The sequence below is a fragment of the Streptomyces solicavernae genome (genome assembly GCF_029968095.1).
Taxonomy (GTDB): Bacteria; Actinomycetota; Actinomycetes; order Streptomycetales; family Streptomycetaceae; genus Streptomyces; species Streptomyces solicavernae.
In genome coordinates this window covers 47098-69558 of sequence record NZ_JASCIR010000027.1, presented here as the reverse complement: position 1 = coordinate 69558, position 22461 = coordinate 47098, and the positions used below count along the sequence as shown (strand labels likewise).

Here is a 22461-nt window from a genome sequence, read left to right as displayed (position 1 = left end):
TCCCTCGGGGGCAGTGCAGCCCCCGGCCCGTGCCCGGTACGTCGGCGTGCCCGGGCGATCTTCGCGCTTCGGATTCGGGGCACGCAGCCGAAAATGGCCGAGACCGCCCCGGTCATCTCTCATCGAGGCATAGCGTCGGCGGGGACCGGAAACCCCGTGTCCCGACGTAGTGCGCTTGCCCGCCACACCGGCGTAAACATCACTTTCTTCAACGTCACGCAACGGCGCGCGACAGGAGCCAGAGGACATGCAGACCAAGCTGGACGAAGCAAAGGCCGAGCTGCTCGCACGGGCCGCCCGGGTAGCTGAGAACAGCCCGGTCGGGGGGCAACTTCCGACGGGGGCCAATACGGGAGACCGCCCGGACGAGGACACGGTGCTCTCGTATCTCCAGCGCTACTACCTGCACACCGCACCGGAGGACCTCGCGGACCGGGACCCGGTCGACGTCTTCGGCGCCGCGTTCTCGCACTACCGCCTCGCGGAGGAGCGCCCGCAGGGCACCGCCAACGTCCGGGTGCACACCCCGACGGTCGAGGAGAACGGCTGGACGTGCTCGCACTCCGTCGTCGAGGTCGTCACCGACGACATGCCGTTCCTGGTCGACTCGGTCACCAACGAACTCTCCCGCCAGGGCCGCGGCATCCACGTCGTGATCCACCCGCAGGTGGTCGTCCGCCGGGACCTCACCGGCAAGCTCATCGAGGTGCTCCCGGCCGGTGCGCCCACCGACACGCACGACACGCTCACCGAGTCCTGGATCCACGTCGAGATGGACCGGGAGACCGACCGGGCCGACCTCAAGCAGATCAACAACGACCTCCTGCGGGTCCTGTCCGACGTGCGCGAGGCCGTCGAGGACTGGGAGAAGATGCGCGACGCCGCGCTGTGCATCGCCGACGAGCTGCCCAGCGAGCCGACCGCCGACGACCTGCAGAACCAGGAGGTCGAGGAGGCCCGCGAGCTGCTGCGCTGGCTGGCCGCGGACCACTTCACGTTCCTCGGCTACCGCGAGTACGAGCTGAACGAGGACGACTCTCTGGGCGCCGTCCCCGGCACCGGCCTCGGCATCCTGCGCGCCGACCCGAAGCACAGCGGCGAGGACGTGCACGGCCACCCGGTCAGCCCTTCCTTCAACCGGCTGCCCGCCGACGCCCGCGCCAAGGCCCGCGAGCACAAGCTGCTCGTCCTGACCAAGGCCAACAGCCGCGCCACGGTCCACCGCCCCAGCTACCTCGACTACGTCGGCGTGAAGAAGTTCGACGCCGAGGGCAACGTCATCGGTGAGCGCCGCTTCCTGGGCCTGTTCTCCAGCGCCGCCTACACCGAGTCCGTGCGCCGCGTGCCGGTGATCCGCCGCAAGGTCGCCGAGGTCCTCAAGCAGGCCGGCTTCTCGCCCAACAGCCACGACGGCCGCGACCTGCTGCAGATCCTGGAGACGTACCCGCGCGACGAGCTCTTCCAGACCCCGGCCGACGAGCTGCGCTCCATCGTCACCTCCGTCCTCTACCTGCAGGAGCGCCGCCGGCTGCGGCTCTACCTGCGCAAGGACGAGTACGGCAGGTACTACTCGGCGCTCGTCTACCTGCCCCGGGACCGCTACACCACGGGTGTGCGGCTGCGGATCATCGACATCCTGAAGGAGGAACTCGGCGGCACCAGCGTCGACTTCACCGCCTGGAACACCGAGTCGATCCTCTCCCGGCTGCACTTCGTCGTCCGCGTCACGCCCGGCACCGAGCTGCCGCAGCTGTCCGACGCCGACAAGGACCGCATCGAGGCCCGCCTCGTCGAGGCCGCGCGGTCCTGGGCCGACGGCTTCGCGGAGGCGCTGACCGCCGAGTGCGGCGAGGAGCGCGCCGCCGAACTGCTGCGGCGCTACGGCAACGCCTTCCAGGAGGGCTACAAGGCCGACCACACGCCGCGCGGCGCCGTCGCCGACCTGGTGCGGGTCGAGCAACTCACCCAGGGCCCGAAGGACTTCGCGCTCTCGCTGTACGAGCCCGTGGGCGCCGCACCCGGCGAGCGGCGCTTCAAGATCTACCGCGCCGGCGGCCAGGTCTCCCTCTCCGCGGTCCTTCCCGTGCTGCAGCGCCTGGGCTGCGAGGTCGTCGACGAGCGGCCCTACGAGCTGCGCGCGGCCGACGGCACCACCGCGTGGATCTACGACTTCGGCCTGCGCATGCCGAAGGCCGCCGGGAACGGCGACTACCTCGCGGACGACGCCCGTGAGCGTTTCCAGGAGGCTTTCGCCGCCGTCTGGACCGGGCTCGCCGAGAACGACGGCTTCAACTCCCTGGTCCTGGGCGCCGGGCTGAACTGGCGGCAGGCGATGGTGCTGCGCTCGTACGCCAAGTACCTGCGGCAGGCGGGCGCCAAGTTCAGCCAGGACTACATGGAGGACACCCTCCGCACCAACGTCCACACCACGCGCCTGCTGGTGAGCCTCTTCGAGGCGCGGATGTCGCCGGAGCGGCAGCGGGCCGGCACCGAGCTGATCGACGGGCTCCTCGAAGAGCTGGAGGGCGCGCTCGACCAGGTGGCCTCGCTCGACGAGGACCGGATCCTGCGGTCCTTCCTCACCGTCATCAAGGCCACGCTGCGCACCAACTTCTTCCAGGAGGCGGAAGGCGGCAAGCCGCACACATACGTCTCCATGAAGCTGGACCCGCAGACGATCCCGGACCTGCCGGAGCCCCGTCCGGCCTACGAGATCTGGGTGTACTCGCCCCGTGTCGAGGGCGTGCACCTGCGCTTCGGCAAGGTCGCGCGCGGTGGCCTGCGCTGGTCCGACCGGCGTGAGGACTTCCGTACGGAGATCCTCGGCCTGGTGAAGGCGCAGATGGTGAAGAACACCGTGATCGTGCCGGTCGGCGCGAAGGGCGGGTTCGTCGCCAAGCAGCTGCCCGACCCGAGCGTGGACCGGGACGCGTGGCTCGCCGAGGGCATCGCCTCGTACAAGACGTTCATCTCGGCGCTGCTCGACATCACCGACAACCTGGTCGCGGGCGAGGTCGTGCCGCCGGCCGATGTGGTGCGTCACGACGAGGACGACACCTACCTGGTGGTCGCCGCCGACAAGGGCACGGCGACGTTCTCGGACATCGCCAACGAGGTCGCGGAGTCGTACAACTTCTGGCTGGGCGACGCCTTCGCGTCCGGTGGCTCGGCCGGGTACGACCACAAGGGCATGGGCATCACCGCGCGCGGCGCCTGGGAGTCCGTGAAGCGGCACTTCCAGGAGCTCGGCCACGACACGCAGAACGAGGACTTCACGGTCGTCGGCGTCGGCGACATGTCCGGTGACGTGTTCGGCAACGGCATGCTGCTCTCCGAGCACATCCGCCTGGTCGCCGCCTTCGACCACCGTCACATCTTCATCGACCCGAAGCCGGACGCCGCCACCTCGTACGCAGAGCGGCGCCGTCTCTTCGAGCTGCCGCGCTCGTCCTGGGCGGACTACGACAAGGACCTGCTGTCCGCGGGCGGCGGCGTGTTCCCGCGCAGCGCAAAGTCCATCCCGCTGAACGCGCACATCCGGGAGGCCCTGGGTATCGAGTCGGGCATCGCCAAGATGACCCCGGCCGAGCTGATGAAGGCGATCCTGCAGTCGCCGGTCGACCTGCTGTGGAACGGCGGCATCGGTACGTACGTGAAGTCGAGCGCCGAGTCCAACGGTGACGTCGGCGACAAGGCCAACGACGCGATCCGGGTCGACGGCGCGGACCTGCGGGTCAAGGTCGTCGGCGAGGGCGGCAACCTCGGCCTGACGCAGCTGGGCCGGATCGAGTTCGCGCGGACGGGCGGCCGGGTCAACACCGACGCGATCGACAACAGCGCGGGCGTGGACACCTCCGACCACGAGGTGAACATCAAGGTCCTGCTCAACTCCGTGGTCGCGGACGGCGACATGACGGTGAAGCAGCGCAACAAGCTGCTCGCCGAGATGACCGACGAGGTCGGCCGCCTGGTGCTGCGCAACAACTACGCGCAGAACACGGCCCTGGCCAACGCCCTCGCCCAGTCGTCGAGCATGGTCCACGCCCAGCAGCGCTTCCTGCGCACGCTGGTGCGCGAGGGCCACCTCGACCGCGCCCTGGAGTTCCTGCCGACCGACCGCCAGATCCGGGAGCGGCTGAACGCCGGACTCGGCCTGACGCAGCCGGAGACGGCGGTGCTGCTCGCGTACACGAAGATCACCGTCGCGGAGGCGCTGCTCTCCACGGATCTGCCGGACGACAAGTACCTGCAGGGCCTGCTGCACGCGTACTTCCCGACGGCGCTGCGCGAGCGGTTCCTCGACCAGATCGACGGGCACGCGCTGCGCCGCGAGATCGTCACGACGGTCCTCGTGAACGACACGGTCAACTCGGGCGGTACGAGCTTCCTGCACCGGATGCGCGAGGAGACCGGCGCCTCGCTGGAAGAGGTGGTGCGCGCCCACACCGCGGCCCGTGCGATCTTCGGGCTCGGCGAGGTCTGGGACGCGGTCGAGGCGCTGGACAACGTCGTGGCGGCGGATGTGCAGACGCGGATCCGGCTGCACTCGCGGCGCCTGGTGGAGCGCGGCACGCGCTGGCTGCTCAACAACCGGCCGCAGCCGATCGACCTGGCGGAGACCATCGAGTTCTTCCGCGAGGGCGTGACGCAGGTCTGGTCGGAGCTGCCGAGCCTGGTACGCGGCGCGGACCTGGAGTGGCACCAGCAGATCTTCGAGGAGCTGACCGGCGCCGGAGTGCCGGATGGGCTGGCGCAGCGGGTGGCCGGGTTCTCCTCGGCGTTCCCGACGCTCGACGTGGTGCTGATCGCGGACCGGATGGACAAGGCGCCGCTCGATGTCGCCGAGGTCTACTACGACCTGGCGGACCGGCTGTCGATCACCCAGCTGATGGACCGGATCAGCGCGCTGCCGCGCAGCGACCGCTGGCAGTCGATGGCGCGTGCGGCGATCCGCGAGGACCTGTACGCGGCGCACGCGGCCCTCACCGCGGATGTGCTGGCGGTCGGCAACGGCAGCTCGACGCCCGAGCAGCGCTACAAGGCCTGGGAGGGGCAGAACGCCGCGATCCTGGGCCGTGCCAAGGCGACGCTCGACGAGATCCAGGGCTCGGACGCCTTCGACCTCGCGAACCTCTCCGTGGCGATGCGGACGATGAGGACGCTGCTGCGTACGCACGGCTGAGTACGCACGGCTGAGTCCGTACCACTACCTCGACTTCGGGTAGCCCCAGGGCGCCCCGGCCTGAACTTCAGGCCGGGGTGCCCTGTCATTTGTCCCTCCTAGCCCCGCCTAGCCCCGCCCCGCCCCGCCCCGTCCCGCCCTCCCGCTGTGCCCACCTGGCCTACCTCGCCTGCCTCGTCCGCATCGCCCGATTGGACCCCAAAGTTTCACCAATCAACCGGTATGGCACATTTGACTCCTGTCGCCGGAACGGCCGTACGTGCGCGGCCTCGCGTACCGGGCATGTCGGACAATCGAGAGGATGCTGAACGAGCGGTGCAGGTTGTCTGGAGGAACACATGGGTTTGATCGCAGACCGCGAACGTGACCCCGACGTCTCCGTCGTAGTGATCGTCTACAACGACGAAGCCCGGCTCCGCGCCGCCGTGCGGTCCGTGCTCGACCAGACGCTGCGCGGCGTCGAGGTCGTGATCGTCGACGACTGCAGCACCGACGGCTCGTACGAGGTGGCGCAGTGGCTTGCCGCCGAGAACCCGGGGCGGGTGCGCGCCTTCCAGCTGCCGGAGAACAGCGGCGGGTGCGGCGAGCCGCGCAACGTGGGCATCGGTCACACCCGCGGCCGGTACGTGATGTTCCTCGACAGCGACGACGTCCTGGAGCGCAACGCCTGCCGCAATCTCCTGGAGGCCGCCGAGCGCGACGGCTCCGACATCGTCTCCGGCCTGTGCGTACGCCTGCATCTGGACCGCCGGAACCAGAAGCGCGTCGAGTGGTACCCCTGGCTCTACGCGCGCACCCAGGTCCTGGATTCGGTCACCGAGCTGCCGGACCTGTTCGTGTGGGACACGCTCTCCACGAACAAGATGTACCGCCGCGGCTTCCTCATGGAGAACCAACTCCGGTTCCTCAAAGGGATGTTCTACGAGGACCTGATGTTCATCGCCGAGGCGTATCTCGCCGCGGAGCGCATCACCCTCATACCCAACCAGGTGTATTTCTGGCACGTCTACGAGAAGGCGGCCGCCAAGTCGATCTCCAACCGGCGGCACGAGATGACCAACTTCGTGCACCGCATGGAGATCCACCGCCGCATCGACGCGCTCCTCGCCGAACGCGGCCTGACCGAGCTGAAGCTCGCCAAGGACGTCAAGTTCCTCAAGCACGACCTCGTCCTGCACCTCCGCGACCTGCCGTTCCGCGACGACTCCTACCGCCAGGAGTTCGCCGGCATCGCCCGCGACTACCTCACCTCGCTCGCCCCCGAGGCCTACGACGAGGTGCAGTCGATCCAGGCCGTCTGCGCCTATCTCCTCCGGGAGAACGACTGGGACAACCTCCTCCCGGCGGTCGACACCCTCACCAACCGCGACAAGATCTCCGCCCCGCTCGTGGAGCGCGACGGACATGTCTACTGGTGCGCGGAACACCTCGACGACCCCTTCGGCCGGCACGTCCTGGACGTCACCGACCTCGGCCACCACACCAGGACCGTCGACCGGATGTTCCTGCGCAACACCCTCACCGGCTACGCGGAGCGCGGCGGCACGGCGCATGGCGGCACGACGCGCGGCGGCACGGGGCGTGGCGGCACGGGGCGTGGCGGCACGGGGCGTGGCGGCACGGGGCGTGGCGGCACGGTCCGCCTCGCCGGCCGGATCGTCAACCCGCTCGGCGTGATCCCCGAGGGCGCGCGGCTCACCGGCCACCTGGAGTTCCGCGCCCGCCGCCGCAGCCTGCAGAGCTTCCGCTTCCCGGTGGCCGTGCTGCGGCACGAGGGCGACTCCGTGAGCTGGGAGGCCGAGGCCGACCTCGCCGGGAAGCTCCGCCCGCTCGGCATCGTCGACGAGGTGTGGGACGTACGCCTCAAACTGGACGTGGACGGGGTGCGCACCACGACCCGGCTGACCGCGAGCGAGCACGACCTGGCGGAGGGCCTGCTTCCGGTGCGGCCCCGGCTGACCCGGATGGTCGCCGACCACGTCGAACCCGTGGTCTCCCAGCGCGGCCACCTCGCCTTCCGCCTGGTCGCCCGCGACCGCGTCGAGGACAAGGAGCGGGTGCGCGAACTCGTCGTACGCGGCATCCACGGCCGTCCCGGCAAGCTCGCCAAGTCCGGCTTCCAGAGGGCGAAAAAGCTGCGCAAGAAGCTCACCTCGGGAGAGACCAAAATCCGCGTGTACGGCGAGGTGTTCAGCCGGCTGCCCGTGAAGAAGGGCCTGGTCGTCTTCGAGAGCCAGCTCGGCAAGCAGTACAGCGACAGCCCGAAGGCGATCTACGAGGAGATGCTCCGCCAGGGCCTGCGGTTCGAGGCGGTCTGGTCGTACGCCGGGTCCCCGGAGGGATTCCCGGCCGAGGCCACACTCGTACGCCGCTGGTCGCTGCCGTACCTCAGAGCCCTGGCCCAGGCCGAGTTCTGGATCGACAACCAGAGCTATCCGCTGAAGCTGACGAAGCGGCCGGAGACCACCTACATCCAGACCTGGCACGGCTCCGCGCTCAAGCGGATGGGATTCGACGAGGCGGCCTGGAAGCTCAAGTCCAAGGCGCGGCAGCAGGAGCAGCAGCGGGTCCTGAACCGCTTCGACCGGTTCCTGATCCGCTCCGAGCACGATGTGCGCACCCTCGCCAAGGCGTTCCGGCTGCAGGAGAGGACACTGCTCCGCGTCGGCTATCCGCGTAACGACGCACTGGTGCACGCCAGGGAGCGCGAGGCCGCCGCAGGGCGCCGGGCGCGCGGGCCGCTCGCCGCCGAGCTCGGCATCCCCGAGGACAAGCAGGTGCTGCTCTACGCGCCCACGTTCCGCAAGCACGGCGGCCGGAACCAGCGCTTCGAGCTGCCCTTCGACGTGGAGCGGTTCGCGGCGGAACTCGGCGACCGGTACGTCCTGTTGGTGCGCGCGCACTACCTCAACCACGTGGTGCTGCCGCCGTCCGTGCGGGGCACCGTCATCGACGTCTCGGCCCGGCACGACGTCAACCCGCTGATGGAGCTGTCCGACGCGCTGATCACGGACTACTCCTCGGTGATGTTCGACTACGCGCTCCTGGACCGCCCGCTGCTGTTCTTCGCGTACGACTACGAGGAGTACGCGCACGAGGGCCGCGGCACCTACTTCGACCTGCTCGAACGCGCGCCGGGGCCGGTGGTGAGGACCGAGGACGAGCTGTACGGCGCGCTCGACTCGCTGGCCGAGGACGACGCCAAGTACCAGCCGGAGCGGGAGCGGTTCGTGGCCGAGTTCGGCGAGTACGACAAGGGGACCGCCGCCCGCAGCATCGTCGAGCAGTTCTTCTCGCACTGGAGCCGTTCATGAGCGCCCGTACGGAACACCCCCAGCGGGACGTCTTCTTCGTCAGCAACAGCGTCAACGAGCTGGGCGGAGTCACGAGCTGGTCGCACCAGATGGCCCGCCTCTTCACCGAGCAGGGCCACCGGGTGCACGTCATCGGCATCACCGAGCCCGCCGAGCCGCAGGACATCGGCACGGACCTGCCGTACCCGACGACGACGCTCTACGACGAGCACCCGCCGCGCGTCGGGCCGGCCCGAGGCATCAAGGGGCGACTCAACATCGCCGAGCGGCGGCTGCGGGCCGCGCGCACGGCGGGCATGCACGAGCAGGCGGCGAAGCTGACCGCGCTGTTCCGGCGGGCGCGGCCCGGTGCGGTCGTGATCGTCACGCAGGTGTGGGCGATGGAGTGGGTGACGCTCGCCGACACCGCGGGCCTGACGGTCATCGGCATGAGCCACGAGTCGTACGCGTACACGCGTGCCAGCTCGCGCTACGGGCGGGTGCGGAGGTTCTACAAGGACGTGGACCGGATGCTCGCGCTCACCCGCGAGGACGCCGACCTGTGGATACGCAAGGGCGGCATGGACAACGCGTCGTACCTGCCGAACCCGCTGCCGTTCATGCCCGAGGTGCCCTCGCCGCGCACCGGGAAGGTCGTCACCAGCATCGGCCGCCTGCACGACCAGAAGGGCATCGACATGCTCCTGGACACCTGGGCGGAGGTCGCGCCGCTGCACCCGGACTGGACGCTGCGGATCTACGGCTCCGGCGAGGACGAGGAGATGCTGAAGGCGCAGTGCACCGCGCTCGGCCTCGACGGCTCCGTCGAGTGGATGGGCCGGACCGGCGATGTGCCGGGGGCGCTGCGCGGCGGCTCGGTCTTCGTGCAGTCCTCGCGCGGTGAGGGTTTCCCGCTGGCGCTGATGGAGGCGATGGCGGCGGCCGTGCCGTGCGCGGCGTTCGACTGCGCGCCGGGCGTGCACGAGATCGTCCACGACGGCGAGGACGGGCTGCTCGCCGGACTCGGCAACACCGGCGAACTCGCCCGCAAGCTGGACCTGTTGATGTCCGACAAGGAGCTGCGGGACAAGATGGGTGAGCTGGCGCGGCAGAACGTCCAGCGCTACACGACCGGCGAGATCGTGCGGCGCTGGGAGGAGCTGTTCGCGTTCCTGGACCGCTGAGTTCTGTGTGCGGGCGCCGGGGGCTACTTCCCGGCGCCCGTGAACTTCTCGTACTCCTTGAGTACTTCCGCCGTCGGGCCGTCCAGCCGGAGTTCGCCGCGCTCCAGCCAGAGGACACGGTCGCAGGTGTCGCGGATGGATTTGTTGTTGTGGCTGACCAGGAAGACCGTGCCGGCGGTGGCGCGCAGTTCGCGGATGCGGGCCTCGGAGCGCTTCTGGAACGTGCGGTCGCCCGTCGCCAGGGCCTCGTCGATCAGGAGTACGTCGTGGTCCTTCGCGGCGGCGATGGAGAAGCGCAGGCGGGCGGCCATGCCGGAGGAGTACGTGCGCATCGGCAGGGTGATGAAGTCGCCCTTCTCGTTGATGCCGGAGAACTCCACGATGCCGTCGTACCGTTCGCGGACCTGCTCGCGGGACATGCCCATGGCGAGGCCGCCGAGGGTGACGTTCCGCTCGCCGGTCAGGTCGCTCATCAGGGCGGCGTTGACACCGAGCAGAGAAGGCCGGCCGTGGGTGTAGATCCGGCCGTTCTCCGTCGGCAGGAGGCCCGCGACGGCCCTGAGCAGCGTGGACTTGCCCGAGCCGTTGGTGCCGATCAGGCCGATGGCCTCGCCCTTGTACGCGGTGAACGAGACGTTCCGGACGGCGTGCACCGTGCGTACTCCGCGCTCGGCGTGCTTCGTGCGCCGGACGATGCGGTTGAGCGCGGCGGTCGCGCTGCCGCGGCCCGCTCCGGTGCCGTTGACGCGGTAGACGATGTCGACGCCGTCCGCGATGACGGTGGGGGTGCGCGGGTCGCTGCCCGCCGCCCCGGCTTCGGGTGCGGTCCTGATGAGGGTGTCAGCCACGGCCGTACGTCTCCTCTGCCTTCCAGAAATAGCTGAACCCGCCCACGCCGAGCACCACGGCCCAGCCGAGCGCCAGGGCCCACATCGCCCCGATGCCGTACGGGAGTTGGCCCGCGTCGAAGCTGTCGATCAGGGCGTACCGCACCAGGTCGATGTAGACGGCCGCCGGGTTGCCTGCGAGCAGGACCTTCGCGAACTGCGGCACGCCCTGCTCGGGGAGGACCTGCTTGATGCTGAACATCACGCCGGAGGCGTACATCCAGGTGCGCATCACGAAGGGCATCAGCTGCGAGAGGTCGGGTGTCTTGCTGCCGAGCCGGGCCATGACCAGCGCGAGCCCGGTGTTGAACGCGAACTGCAGCGCCAGGGCCGGGACGACCAGGAACCAGGACCAGGTGGGCGGCACCCCGAAGCAGAAGAGGATCACGGCGAGCGCCGCCATCGAGAAGAGCAGCTGCTGCAACTGCTGCAGGCAGAGCGCAATCGGCAGCGAGGCGCGCGGGAAGTGCAGGGCGCGCACCAGGCCGAGGTTGCCGGAGATCGCCCGGGTTCCGGCCATCACCGAGCTCTGCGTGAACGTGAACACGAAGACGCCGGTGACGAGGAACGGCACGAAGTCCTCGATGCCGCGGCTGGTGCCGAGCAGCAGGCCGAAGATCAAGTAGTAGACGGCGGCGTTCAGGAGCGGCGTCATCACCTGCCAGAGCTGGCCGAGCTTCGCCTGGCTGTACTGCGCGGTGAGCTTGGCCGTGGCGAAGGCAGTGATGAAGTGCCGCCTGGCCCACAACTGCCGTACGTACTGGGGCAGGGAGGGGCGCGCGTTGCTGACCGAGAGCCCGTGCAGGGCGGCGAGCGCGGCGGCGTCGAGGGGTTCCTGCGCCTGAGCGGGCGCCTTGGGTGTCCTGGCTGCCCTGGCTGCCCTGGCTGCCCTGGCTGCCTTGGGTGTCTTGGGCGCCTCGGGTGTCTGGGGGGTGTCCAGCGTCTGGCTCACTGCCGACCGGCTCCTTACGTCGAGACCAACGTCGGGACGGACCCGTATCGTCGTCACGCCGAGAGTAGGGCGGTGCGACGACGGAACGCAACCGTTTCGACGTCCCGTCCTATGCTGGTCCCATGACTGAAAGCCCCGGTGGAACCCGCCGCAGAGCCCCCGCGGGCGCCGCCGTACTCCGTGAGGATGTGACCGAGGCCATTCGCGCCGCGGTCTTCGAGGAGCTCGCCGCGGTCGGGTACGCGCGCATGTCGATCGAGGGCATCGCGCGCCGCGCGGGCGTCGGCAAGACGGCGGTCTACCGCCGCTGGAAGTCCAAGCTGCACCTGGTCCTCGACCTGGTCTCCGCGGTGGCGGTGCAGGGCCTCCCGGCGCCGGACACGGGCACCCTCGAAGGCGATCTGCGGCTGCTGTACGAGGTCACCTCGCGCGCCCTGAAGCACCCGGTGGCCGGGCAGATCATCCCGGACCTGCAGGCGGAGGCGGCCCGTAACCCGGAGATCGCCCAGGCCCTGCAGAAAGCTTTGCGCGAAGGACAGCACAGCGTGGCCAGTGGCATCGTGCAGGCGGCCGTCGCCCGCGGCGAGCTGCGCGCCCGCCTCGACGAGGACCTCGCCCTCGACCTGGTCTCGGGCCCGCTGTACTGGCGCTCGGTCGTCGTGCGGACCGGGCTGCCGAAGGGCTATCTGGGCAGGCTGGCCTCGGCCACGGCGGCGGCGCTGCGGGAGTTGTGAGGCCGCCCGGGCGCTCTGCGGGGGTACGCGGAACCCGGGCGCTCTGCGGGGGTACGCGGAAGGGGGCGCTCTGCGGGGTACGCGGACGGGGGTGCTCTGCGGGGGTACGCGGAAGGGGGCGCCCTCGGACTTCCGGGCGCCCCCTGTGCGTAGTGCGAGCTGGTCAGCTGCGTACCGCGAGTTGTCAGCCGCGCGCCGCCTCCGGGTGCCGGTGCACCCAGCCCTCCCAGGCCGACGTGATCATCGCGCGTACGTCGTACCGCGACTTCCAGCCCAGCTCCGCGGAGATCCGCTCGGCCGAGGCGACGACGCGCGCCGGGTCGCCGGGGCGGCGCGGGTCGACCTGCGGGGCGATGCCGTACCCCGTCACGTCGTTGATCAGGTCGATCAGCTCGCGCACCGAAACGCCCTCGCCGCGGCCGATGTTGACCGTCAGGTCCGCGCCGGGCCCGGGTGCCGTGACCGGTGCCGTGGCGGGCCTCGGCGCCTTGGCCAGTCGGCGGGCGGCGGCCACGTGGGCGTCGGCGAGGTCGGCCACATGGATGTAGTCGCGGATGCAGGTGCCGTCCGGGGTGGCGTAGTCGGCGCCGAAGATGCGCGGGGGCTCGCCCGCGGTGAGCCGCTCGAAGACCATCGGGACGATGTTGAACACGCCGGTGTCGGCGAGCTCGGGGGCCGCCGCGCCCGCCACGTTGAAGTACCGCAGGCAGGCCGTCGACAGTCCGTGCGCCCGGCCGGCCGCGCGCACCAGCCACTCGCCCGCGAGCTTCGTCTCGCCGTACGGATTCATCGGCACGCACGGGGTGTCCTCGGTGACGAGGTCGACGTCCGGCATGCCGTAGACGGCGGCGGAGGACGAGAGGACGAAGCTCGGGACGCCCGCGTCGACGACCGCTTCGAGGAGGACGCGCAGGCCCTCGACGTTCTCCCGGTAGTAGCGCAGCGGCTGCTCCACGGACTCGCCGACCTGCTTCTTCGCCGCGAGGTGGATGACGCCGGTGATGCCGTGGTCCGCGAGGACGCGGTCGAGCAGCGGCCGGTCGAGGGTGGAGCCCTGGACGAGCGGGACACCTTCGGGGATGCGCCCGGCGACTCCGGCGGAGAGGTCGTCCAGGACGACCGCCTGCTCGCCCGCCTCCTTCATGGCGCGGACGACGTGCGCCCCGATGTAGCCGGCTCCGCCGGTGATCAGCCAGGTCATGGTCACCCTGTTCCGCGTGCGATGTTTGTGGTGGTGTGACGGTAACGTGCTGGGGTCGGCCGTGGTTCCGGTGGTCCGTCCCGCGCTGTCGGCTCGGGCGCCGTCGATCGCCCTTCGGGCTCGTCCTCAATCGCTGGACGGGCTCATTTTTGATCCCCTCCCCGCCCCTTCCCGAAAGACCTGCGGTCGGCTTCGGAGGCTCCGCCCCCGGGCCCCTCCCCCAATCTCAAACGCCGGACGGGCTGGATGTGCCCGAGGGGCTGAATTTCAGCACCCGTACCGCCTTCCGTCGCAGCATGCCCGCCGCGCTTCGCGTCCCGACCGACAGGCGTAGCGCGAGGTTGCCAGAGGCGGTGGCGTACGGGCGCACGAGCAGTACGCCGCGGCGCGGGTGCGGGCGGGCTGTGGACCGCAGCACGCCCGCGTTCTCGACCGCGCGCACCGTCGTGTCGCGCGCCGTCCCGTCCGCGAAGCGGACCCGCACCTTGATGTCCCACACGCCGGTGTGGAGCGCGGCCAGGTCGAGCAGGAGCAGGGCGGTCCAGGCGGCTCCGGCGCGCTCCGGTGACCATGCCGCTGTACGGCGGAGTCCGCGGCGGCCGGTGTCGCGGTGGCGCAGTTCGACGTCGACGGTGGTCGGGTCGGCCGCGCTCGCCCTGCCGTACAGGTCGTGGAGGCGCAGCCGGAGTGCGGAGGCACGCGCGCGTGGGCGCAGTTCGGCGTCGACGGCGAGCGGGAGCACCCGCATCGGGCGGACCAGGAGGTGATCGAGCGTCACCTGGGGCAGCTGCTCGGACCAGACCGGCGTGGCGTCGGCGGCCTGTGCGTACGGCGGGACGAGCCGGGCCGGGCGGGCGGCGACCTGCTTGAGGCGGTCCAGGTCGACCGGGTCGGGGGAGGCCAGGACGACGCGGCCGATGACGCGGCCGGGCGCGGGCGCGAGCGTGAAGTCGGCGTCGTCGAAGGTCCGCAGGTACGCGCGCGTGCTGTCCCACCAGGCGCGGCGGTACTCGGCGCTGCGCTGGTCGAGCTCCTTGGCGTACATCCGCAGGCTGTGGTCGAGGAACTTGGCGCGGGAGGCGCGGGCCAGCTGCTTCTCGCCGGCGTCCAGGAGGATCTCGACGACCTGGCGGTGGGCCTCGACGCGGGCTTGCCAGTTCGCGACGCCCGCCCGGTCCAGGGAGAGGGAGAGCTTCGTGGCGGAGCGGCGGACGTGCCAGACGTAGACCGTGTCGGTGACGAGCGCGAGGCGCGGGGCGGCGGCGAGCACGCGCGCGGAGAACACGAAGTCCTCGTAGACGAACCGGCCGTCGGGGAAGCGGATGCCGTGCTCGCGCAGGAAGTCGGTGCGGTAGAGCTTGTTGACGCAGAGGGTGTCGTGGACGAGCCGGGTCCGCTGCTCCGGGCGCTCGACGATCGCGGGGGAGTCGTACAGCTCGGGCTGCCAGGGGACGCGCCGCCCGGAGGGCAGTTCGAGGCGGACGCAGCGGCCGGCGGCGACCTGGGTGCCGTGCTCGGTCGCGGCGGAGAGCAGGGCGTCGACGGCGCCGGGCGGCAGCGTGTCGTCGCTGTCCAGGAACATCACGTACGGCGAGGTGCAGGCGTCGATGCCGTCGTTGCGCGGGGTGCCGCAGCCGCCGCTGTTGGCGGAGCGCAGGACCAGTTTGAGGCGCGGGTCCTCGGCGGCGAGGCGGCCGAGGAGTTCGGGGCTCGCGTCGGTGGAGCAGTCGTCGACGGCCATGACCTCGCGGACCGCGGGGCCCTGTTCGAGCGCCGAGCGCACCGCGTCCGCCACATGGGCCGCGTCGTTGAATCCGATGACGACGACGCAGACCTGGGGCTGCTGAGGCGGAGCGCTGTTCATAGCTCGGAATTTTAGCTGTTACAGGGAATTGTCCGACTAGTGGGGTTTGGTGGGGGTGGGCGGCAGCGGGACCGGCGGCAGGTGGCGGAGGTCCGCCCGCGGTGGCGGCCCGGCCTGGACGCCGGATCTCCAGAGCCCCCGCCACGACAGCAGGACGGCTGTGACGAGCAGGGCGTTCCGCACGCACACGACACAGGTTCCGGTCCAGGTGACGGCCATGACCTCCTCGTACAGCAGCGGGTACCCGAGCGTGGTGACCGCCGCCGCGGCCGTCACCAGGGCGGCCGCCGGGCGCTGGCTGGTCGCGCGCGAGGTGAGGCAGACCGCGGCGAGGCCGAGCAGCCAGATCAGGTACTGCGGGCTGATCACCCGGCTCGTGACGGTGAACAGCAGCACCGCGCACAGCGCCGCGTCGAACGGCGTCGCCTCCGTCCAGTGCCGCGCCCGCACCCGCCACAGCAGCAGCGCCGCGCAGCCGAGCCCGGTCGCGAGCAGCGACGCCTGTGCGACCGCGCCGACGTACGGACCGGTGAACTCCATCGCTCCGAAGCGGTACTCCACCCGCAGCGGCTGCCCCGCCAGCCGCGCGAACGCGAGCACCGTGCCGCCCACCGACTCGATCTGCACGCCACGCCCGCCCTGTTGGCGCAGGAACCCGAAGAGGTGGTCGAAGACGGCCGCCAGCACGAGCAGCAGGGCCGCCGCGGCGGCGAGCGCGGAGCCCCAGGTCGCGCGCGTGGCCCGCCCGCGCTCCACGCCGAGCAGCGCGAGCGCCGGCCAGAGCTTCACCAGGGCTCCGACCGCGGCGAGCACCCCGGCCGTACGGGGTCTGCGCGCCGCGCAGAGCAGGGCGAGCACGGCGAGCGCGGTGACCTGCAGGTCGTACCGCGCCAGCGGGATGTGCAGGAGCAGCGGGAGCCCGCCGACCCAGAGCGCCGCCCCGGCGAGGCGGCGCCCCGGGCGGGCGCCCACGCGGGCGAGCGCGCAGGCGACGGCGGCGTCCGCGAGCAGCGCGAGGGCGACGAAGCCCTGGAAATAGCTGAGTCCGGGCAGGAGTCCGGGGGAGAGCAGCACCGGGCCCGCGGCGGGCGGGTACTGCCACAGCGGGTCGTCCAGGGGGAAGCCGCCCTGCCTGAGTACTCCGTACCAGTGGAAGTAGAGCGTGTGGACCTCGCGGGCGATGCCGCCGACGCCGAGCGGGTGGCGGCCGTCCCGGGCGAGCAGGAGCAGCATCACAGCGCGCGTGGCCACCCAGGTCACACCCAGGGCGGCCAGGGTGAACAGCGTGCGGGCGGCGGTGCGGCGGCCGGGTCCGGGGAATTCCGGCCGGGGCGGCAGGAGTGTGGTCGTCATCGAGGGCAGCGTAGGTCGCACGAACCACCTGAGGAGCCGTCAATCCACAGGATCGGTGAGTTAATAGCACAAACTGTGGCGCATGCAGGTCACGACTCTTCGCGCGGCCCTCGCTGCCGGACCGTCCGCCACGGCCGCCGCGCCGGGCCACGTCCGCACCGCATGGGCGGCGCTCACCGCCAGGCCGGCCGTCACGGCCGTGCTCGTTCCCGCCTCCGCCATGCTCGTCCTCGGCCTCTGGGGCCTGGACCGCGCGTCCATGTGGCGCGACGAAGGGGTCACTCACCAGGTGGCCACCCGTTCGCTCCCCGAGATCGTGCGGCTGCTCGGCAGCGCCGACGCCGTCCACGGCCTCTACTACCTCCTCATGCACGCCGTGCTCTCCGTGCACCCCGGCGAGGTCGCCCTGCGGCTGCCGTCGGTGCTCGCCGGGGCCGCGACCGCGGGCCTCGTCGCCGCACTCGGCGTCCGCCTCGCCCGCCCCCGCGTCGGCCTCTGGGCCGGACTCCTCTATGCGGCGACCCCACTCACCGGCTACTACGCCCAGGAGGGCCGCAGTTACGCGCTCGTCGCCGCCGGAGTCACCGGCGCCACGCTGCTGCTCGTCCGGGCCGTACGGCAGGGCCGCGTCAAGGACTGGTGCCTGTACGGGGCCGTCGTCACCGCGACCGTGCTGCTGCACCAGCTCGCCGCGCTGATCCTGCTCGCGCACGCCGTCACGCTGCTGCTGTCCTGGAAACGCCTCGACCGGCAGGCCTGGCGCAACTGGGCCGTCTGCGGCTGCGCCACGCTCACCGTGCTGCTGCCGCTGGCCCGGCTCACCCTCGGCCAGAGCGGGCACCCGGCCTGGCTCGCGGCCGCCGACGAGGGCAGCTCCGCCTCTCTCCTCAAGGCCTTCGCCGGGCCGACCGAACTCGTCCTCACCGCGGCCCTGTTGCTCGCCTGCGTCTCCCTCAACTCGCCCCTCGAACGCACCGGCCGGCTCTCCCTCAACGCGGTCGCGATGCCGCTCATGGTGCTGCCGCCCGCGGTCCTCCTGGCCGCCTCCCAGTACGCGCCGCTGCACCACGACCGCTTCCTGTTCTTCGCGCTCGCCGGTGTGCCGCTGTGCGCCGCCGCCGGTGCCGAGCGGATCGCCCGCGGCTTCCGGATGATGCGTTCCCGGCCGGGCCGCCGGGCGGGCGGCGCGCTCTTCGGGGCCGCGGTGGTCGCGCTCGCGTTCTGCTGGCAGCTGCCGCTGCACCAGGGAGACCGTACGACGGACCAGCGGCCCGACGACCCGGCGGCGCTCGCCAAGGTCGTGGCGGAGCGGATCGGTCCGGGTGACGCGATGCTGTACCTCCCGTCCGTCGCGCGGCGCACCGCGCTGGCCTACCCGCGCGAGTTCCAGAACACCAACGACATCGCCCTCGCGCGCACCGCGGCCGCCTCGGGGACGCTGTACGGACAGGAGACCGGCCCCGGGGAGCTGCGGCGGCGGCTCGCGGACCTGGAGCACGTGTGGCTGCTCGCGGAGCCGTACGCGGCGAGCACCGCGTGGGACCCGAAGAGTGCGACCGAGCGGGCCAAACTCACCGTCGTGAGCGAGGAGTTCCTGCTGCGGGCCGATTACCGGACGCGGAGCGGGGTGCTGCGGCACTATGTCCGGCGGCCGCCGGAGAAGCCGGTGGGGTGGTCGGCGCCCGCCGCGTAGTTGCCGTGGTCCGGGGCTGCGGTCCCTGGGGCTGCGGTCCCCGGGCTGCGCCCCAGACCTGCATCGGCCTGCCTTGTCCTCGGGCCGGACGGGGGGCTGGTTTGTCGGCCTGCGCCCTCGCCCTCAAGCGCCGGACGGGCTGGATTCACCCGGGGCGGTCAGGAGCGCCGGGACCGCTCGTAGGGCGAGGGGACCGGGAAGTACGCCGTCAGGAACGCCCGCAGCGCGAGCGCCGTCTCCTGCTCGGAGAGTGTCCCGTCCTGGGACTCGCCGATGCAGAACACCGTCTTGTTGCGGCTCTGCAGGATCCGCCCGAGCCGCGCGTGCCCCGCCCGGTCGGCGATGTCGACGTAGTCGTACGCGAGCGCGCCGGGCACCGCGCGGCCCGTCAGGTACGCGTAGTGCTGGTACAGGGACGACACCGGGGACAGGTCGGTGCGGGAGCGGAAACGGCTGCGGGACGTGGCGGCCAGCTCGTCCGCGTACCGCTCGGAGAGCTCTTCGAGGACGCTGCGGCGCAGGGCGTGCGGGACGTGCAGGAAGCCGTGCGTGAGGGTGCGCCCGAAGTCCCGCTGGAGCAGGGCCCGGTTGTTCTTCGCCGCCGCCAGGCAGCCCTCGTCCGCGTCCGACGGCGGCTGCGCGGGCACCGGCACCGACGACCAGAACAGCCGGACCAGGCCGGAGCTGAGGAAGAAGGTCTCCGGGGTGGTCGGACGGCCGAGGAACACGTCGTCGTTCAGGTACAGGAAGTGCTCCGACAGGCCCTCGATGCGGTGCAGCTGCGCCTCGATGGCGTGCGAGTTGAAGGTGGGCAGGGCCGCCGCCGGGTCCGGGAAGATCTCCTCGTGGCCGACGACCGTCAGGCCCGGGTGGCCGGGGTCGAGCCAGTCCGGGCGCTGCCCCGCCGTCACCAGGTACACATGCCGGATCCACGGCGCGTACTGCGCCAGCGACCGCAGGGAGTACCGGAGTTCGTCGCGGTTGCGGAAGCGCACCGTCCCGTTGTCCGCCGACTCGCCGGCCGGCCCGCGCGCCGCGTCACGGCGGGCGCGCCAGCGCGGGTCGGTGTCGTCCACCCAGGTGTAGACGGCGTCCACGGGGAAGTCGACGTCCTTCATCAGGCGCTCGGCGAACACCTCAAGGGTGGGGTGGCGGCGGCCGGCCACCGTCAGCGCCGCCGAGGGCCGCAGGGACGGCAGCTCCGCGCCCGCGAGCGTGGTGCCGAACGGCGCGCGCCATGGCCCGCCGTCCCCCTCGCCTTTCCCCTGGCCCTCCTTCTGGCGCTCTCCCTCTCCCTGTCCCCGGCCCTGTCCCTGTCCCTGTCCCTGGCCCTGTCCCTGGCCCTGTCCCTGGCCCTCGCCCTGGCCCTCCCCCTCCTGCTCCCGCCGCCAGAAAGCGACCGTGCAGGCCTCCCCCGCCCCGTACCGCAGCGAAAGCGTGGACGTGGTGACCGGCCGGAAGATCTTCACCCCGGCGACCTCGCCCACCGAGTCCAGGCGCTCGGCGAGCACCGGCCCCGGGGCGGCGTCGCGCGGCCGGACCAGCTCCGCGTAGACCGCCTCGCCGGAGGCGGCCTCGGCCAGTGCCTTGAGCGCGAGCGCGCGGTCGGCGGCGTCCACGGCGAGGGTGTGTGTCGTCCCGCCGGTGCGCACCAGGACGTACGGGACGGCGTACGACCGGAGCGCGGAGGCGGTCAGTTCGAGGTTCCGGTCGACCGCGGCGGGCAGCGTCAGGTCGTCCCGCTGCTCGGCCAGGCGGCCCACGGAGCGGACCAGGCGCTTGGCGGCGCCGGTCTCCAGGAGTTCGTTCTCGCGCGCGTGCTCGTCGGCGGCCGGCAGGGCGCTGAGCAGGTACGGGGCGGTGGCCCGGAAGGTCCCGCCGCCCGCACCGATCGCGGCGGCGGCCCGGTCGGCCCGCTCGGCGAGCCGTTCGGGGCGGTCGCGGCGGGCCACGAGCCGGGTGAAGAGGTCCTCCCAGAGCCCGGTGACGCGGACCGGGGAGAAGCGCTCGTACACGCCCCGGCGCGCGGCGAGCCCATAGCCCCGGCGGGTCTCCGGGTCGCCCATCAGGGAGCTCATCGCGGCGGCGAGACCGTCGACGTCGCCCGGCGGCACGAGCAGCCCGTCGACCCGGTGCCGGACGATCTCGGCGGGCCCGGTCAGCACGTCGTACGCCACCACCGGGACCCCGGCCGCCAGCGCCTCCAGGAGGACCGGCGGGAAGGCCTCGTCGTGTCCCGAGGTCAGCAGGCTCAGGCCCGCCTTGGCCCACTCGGCGGCCATGTCCCGGCAGGGGCCGAGGAGTTCGACCCGGTCCTGCAGGCCCGAGCCGTCGACCAGGCGGCGCAGCTCGTCCGCCGGCCGGCCGCCGCCGAAGACGCGCAGCGTCCAGTCCGGGTGGGCGTCGGCGACCTGGGCGAAGGCCCGTACGGCGTGGTCGACCCGCTTCTCCCCGGCCAGACGCGCCGCCATCACGATCACCCGGCCCTCGCCGTCGGCGCTCGGGCGGAAGCCGTCCGGGACAGCGTTCGGGATCACCGCGAGCTCGGGCGCGCTGGCGCCCAGGGACTCGGCGAGCCACAGGCGGGTGCGCTCGGCCGGCGTGACCAGGGCGTCGAGCCGGGGCCCGTGCAGCAGCAGCGGCTCGACGGAGGCGCCGCGGCGCTGCGACGGGCGATGTTCCTGATGCACCGTCACCACCCGGGCCGGTGCGTGCGTCACGGCCGCGGCCAGGAGCGCGGGCGAGGTCGTCACCAGGACGTCCGTGTCCAGGGCGGCGAGCGCCGTCGACAGCTCGACGTCGGAGAGCCGGTCGAACGTCGGCTCCCAGGCGGGCGCGACCAGCTCGCTCGGCAGCGCGGCCAGCGTGCGGCAGGTCTCCTCGTCCAGGCGGGACTCGCGGACCGGGCGTCCGGGGCTCGCCGTGCGGTCGACCAGGTGGCGCACGGGCAGCGCGCGGGCCTCGGGGAAGTACGGCTCGGGCCGGGTGCGGAACACCGACAGGACCTCGACCTCGCACCGGCCGGCGAGGTGCTGGGCCTGGGTGCAGGTGGCTAGTTCGGTGCCGCCCGTCTCGTCGCCCCGGGTCAGCAGGTACGTGATCTTCATCGGTCCTCCGTCAGTTCGAGGCAGGTCACGGCGAACCCGCCGGACTTCGTGAAGTGGGCGTGCGCCCGGACGAGCGAGCCGCAGGGCAGCGCGAAGACGCGGAACGGCGCGGGGAAGGCGGTCGCCGGGTCGCGTACGTCGGTGAGGCGGCGGGCGAGCGGCAGCGCGTGGCGGGCCGGGTCCGGGCCGCGCAGCAGCCGGAAGTCCCACACCCACTGGCCGGGTCCGGCCCCCGCCATCCCGCCGAGCGGCAGGTCGAGCGTGAACTTGCCGTTCTGCGAGCTGAGTCGGGCCGGTACGGTGACGCCGTCCCGGCGCCGTACCGCCTCCGCGCGCCAGCCCTCGGGTGCGGCCGCGACCAGCCGGACGTGTACGGCGGCGCCGTCGCCGCGCGGCTCGAAGCGGACCAGCTCGGCGTGCGGCAGCGGCCGGGTGACCTGCAGCGCGGCCCGCCCGCCGCGGCAGCGCACGACCCGGATCAGGGCGCCGGTGCGGGCGTCGGGCGCGTACCGCAGCGTCGGAGTGGCGGGCGGCGTGGCAGGCGGCATGGCAGGAGGCGTCGCGGGCGGCGGTGCCGTCGGTGGGGGCGCCTCGGGGCCGAGGGTGAGGCCCCGCCGCCGTACGCGGCCCTCCGGGCCGGTGGTGACCACGGTCAGCCGCCAGACCCCGTCGGCCAGATGCAGGCCGGAGGCGCCCGGCTCGGCGCCGGGACCGCGCAGCGTGGCGGTCGCGGTGAGCAGCCGGCCGCCGCCCGCCGCGCGGCGTTCCACGGCGAGCGGCACCTCATGGCGCACGCCGCCGCGCGAGACGACGAGCCGGGCGCGGCCCACCGGCTCCGGCGGGTCGAGGGCGAGGTTGAACGTCCGGCTGTCGCCAAGCGAGAGGTGGACGGGCGGCGGCAGCAGGGCCCCGCGCCCGCGGGAGCGGCCCGCGGCGAGCCGCTCCAGGCGGAACCGGTGCGAACGGCTCCGTACGACGAACCCCATTCGATGCATTCGCCTACTTTGCCCC

12 protein-coding genes are annotated in these 22461 nt (G+C 72.1%); 5 read left to right on the top strand and 7 right to left on the bottom strand.

Annotation, left to right across the window (positions count from 1 at the left end; translation table 11 throughout):
• Positions 1-247 precede the first annotated feature (247 nt).
• The 3 genes from QIS99_RS24995 (at position 248) to QIS99_RS24985 (ending at position 9659) form a co-directional block, all read left to right on the top strand.
• On the top strand, positions 248-5182 hold the full coding sequence (locus QIS99_RS24995) for an NAD-glutamate dehydrogenase (protein WP_282515887.1): 4935 nt from the start codon (positions 248-250) through the stop codon (positions 5180-5182).
• A 338-nt stretch (positions 5183-5520) separates the two neighbouring features.
• The gene (locus QIS99_RS24990; protein ID WP_282515886.1) at positions 5521-8496 is read left to right on the top strand and encodes a bifunctional glycosyltransferase/CDP-glycerol:glycerophosphate glycerophosphotransferase; all 2976 of its coding nucleotides are present in this window, start codon (positions 5521-5523) and stop codon (positions 8494-8496) included.
• A complete protein-coding gene (locus QIS99_RS24985) occupies positions 8493-9659 on the top strand; it encodes a glycosyltransferase (RefSeq protein ID WP_282515885.1) in 1167 nt (388 codons plus the stop codon). Before QIS99_RS24990 ends, QIS99_RS24985 begins: the two co-directional genes overlap by 4 nt.
• A 23-nt stretch (positions 9660-9682) precedes the next feature.
• Here the strand turns inward: QIS99_RS24985 and QIS99_RS24980 are convergent, their stop codons facing one another.
• Both QIS99_RS24980 and QIS99_RS24975 read right to left on the bottom strand, forming a co-directional pair.
• The gene (locus tag QIS99_RS24980) at positions 9683-10507 is read right to left on the bottom strand and encodes an ABC transporter ATP-binding protein (RefSeq protein ID WP_408909627.1); all 825 of its coding nucleotides are present in this window, start codon (positions 10505-10507) and stop codon (positions 9683-9685) included.
• On the bottom strand, positions 10500-11498 hold the full coding sequence (locus QIS99_RS24975; RefSeq protein WP_408909626.1) for an ABC transporter permease: 999 nt from the start codon (positions 11496-11498) through the stop codon (positions 10500-10502). The genes QIS99_RS24980 and QIS99_RS24975 overlap by 8 nt, the downstream gene beginning before the upstream one ends.
• 122 nt (positions 11499-11620) lie before the next feature.
• On the opposite strand from QIS99_RS24975, the gene QIS99_RS24970 reads away from it, so the two are divergent.
• The gene (locus QIS99_RS24970; RefSeq protein ID WP_282515884.1) at positions 11621-12232 is read left to right on the top strand and encodes a TetR/AcrR family transcriptional regulator; all 612 of its coding nucleotides are present in this window, start codon (positions 11621-11623) and stop codon (positions 12230-12232) included.
• Between the two features lie 184 nt (positions 12233-12416).
• On the opposite strand, the gene galE is transcribed toward QIS99_RS24970, so the two are convergent.
• The 3 genes from galE to QIS99_RS24955 form a co-directional block, all read right to left on the bottom strand.
• Positions 12417-13433, bottom strand: coding sequence for a UDP-glucose 4-epimerase GalE (galE, locus tag QIS99_RS24965; protein ID WP_282515883.1), 1017 nt, complete (start codon positions 13431-13433; stop codon positions 12417-12419).
• A 226-nt stretch (positions 13434-13659) separates the two neighbouring features.
• On the bottom strand, positions 13660-15297 hold the full coding sequence (locus tag QIS99_RS24960; protein WP_282515882.1) for a glycosyltransferase family 2 protein: 1638 nt from the start codon (positions 15295-15297) through the stop codon (positions 13660-13662).
• A gap of 36 nt (positions 15298-15333) precedes the next feature.
• Positions 15334-16650: a glycosyltransferase 87 family protein gene (locus QIS99_RS24955; protein WP_408909625.1), complete on the bottom strand. Its 1317-nt coding sequence runs from the start codon at positions 16648-16650 to the stop codon at positions 15334-15336.
• A gap of 82 nt (positions 16651-16732) precedes the next feature.
• Here QIS99_RS24955 and QIS99_RS24950 point away from each other — a divergent pair, with 82 nt between their 5' ends.
• The gene (locus QIS99_RS24950) at positions 16733-18343 is read left to right on the top strand and encodes a glycosyltransferase family 39 protein (RefSeq protein WP_282515881.1); all 1611 of its coding nucleotides are present in this window, start codon (positions 16733-16735) and stop codon (positions 18341-18343) included.
• 158 nt (positions 18344-18501) lie between these two features.
• Here the strand turns inward: QIS99_RS24950 and QIS99_RS24945 are convergent, their stop codons facing one another.
• Both QIS99_RS24945 and QIS99_RS24940 read right to left on the bottom strand, forming a co-directional pair.
• Entirely contained in the window at positions 18502-21450 is a 2949-nt protein-coding gene (locus tag QIS99_RS24945; protein WP_282515880.1) for a stealth conserved region 3 domain-containing protein, read from the bottom strand.
• Positions 21447-22445: a hypothetical protein gene (locus QIS99_RS24940; RefSeq protein ID WP_282515879.1), complete on the bottom strand. Its 999-nt coding sequence runs from the start codon at positions 22443-22445 to the stop codon at positions 21447-21449. Before QIS99_RS24940 ends, QIS99_RS24945 begins: the two co-directional genes overlap by 4 nt.
• Positions 22446-22461: the final 16 nt, after the last annotated feature.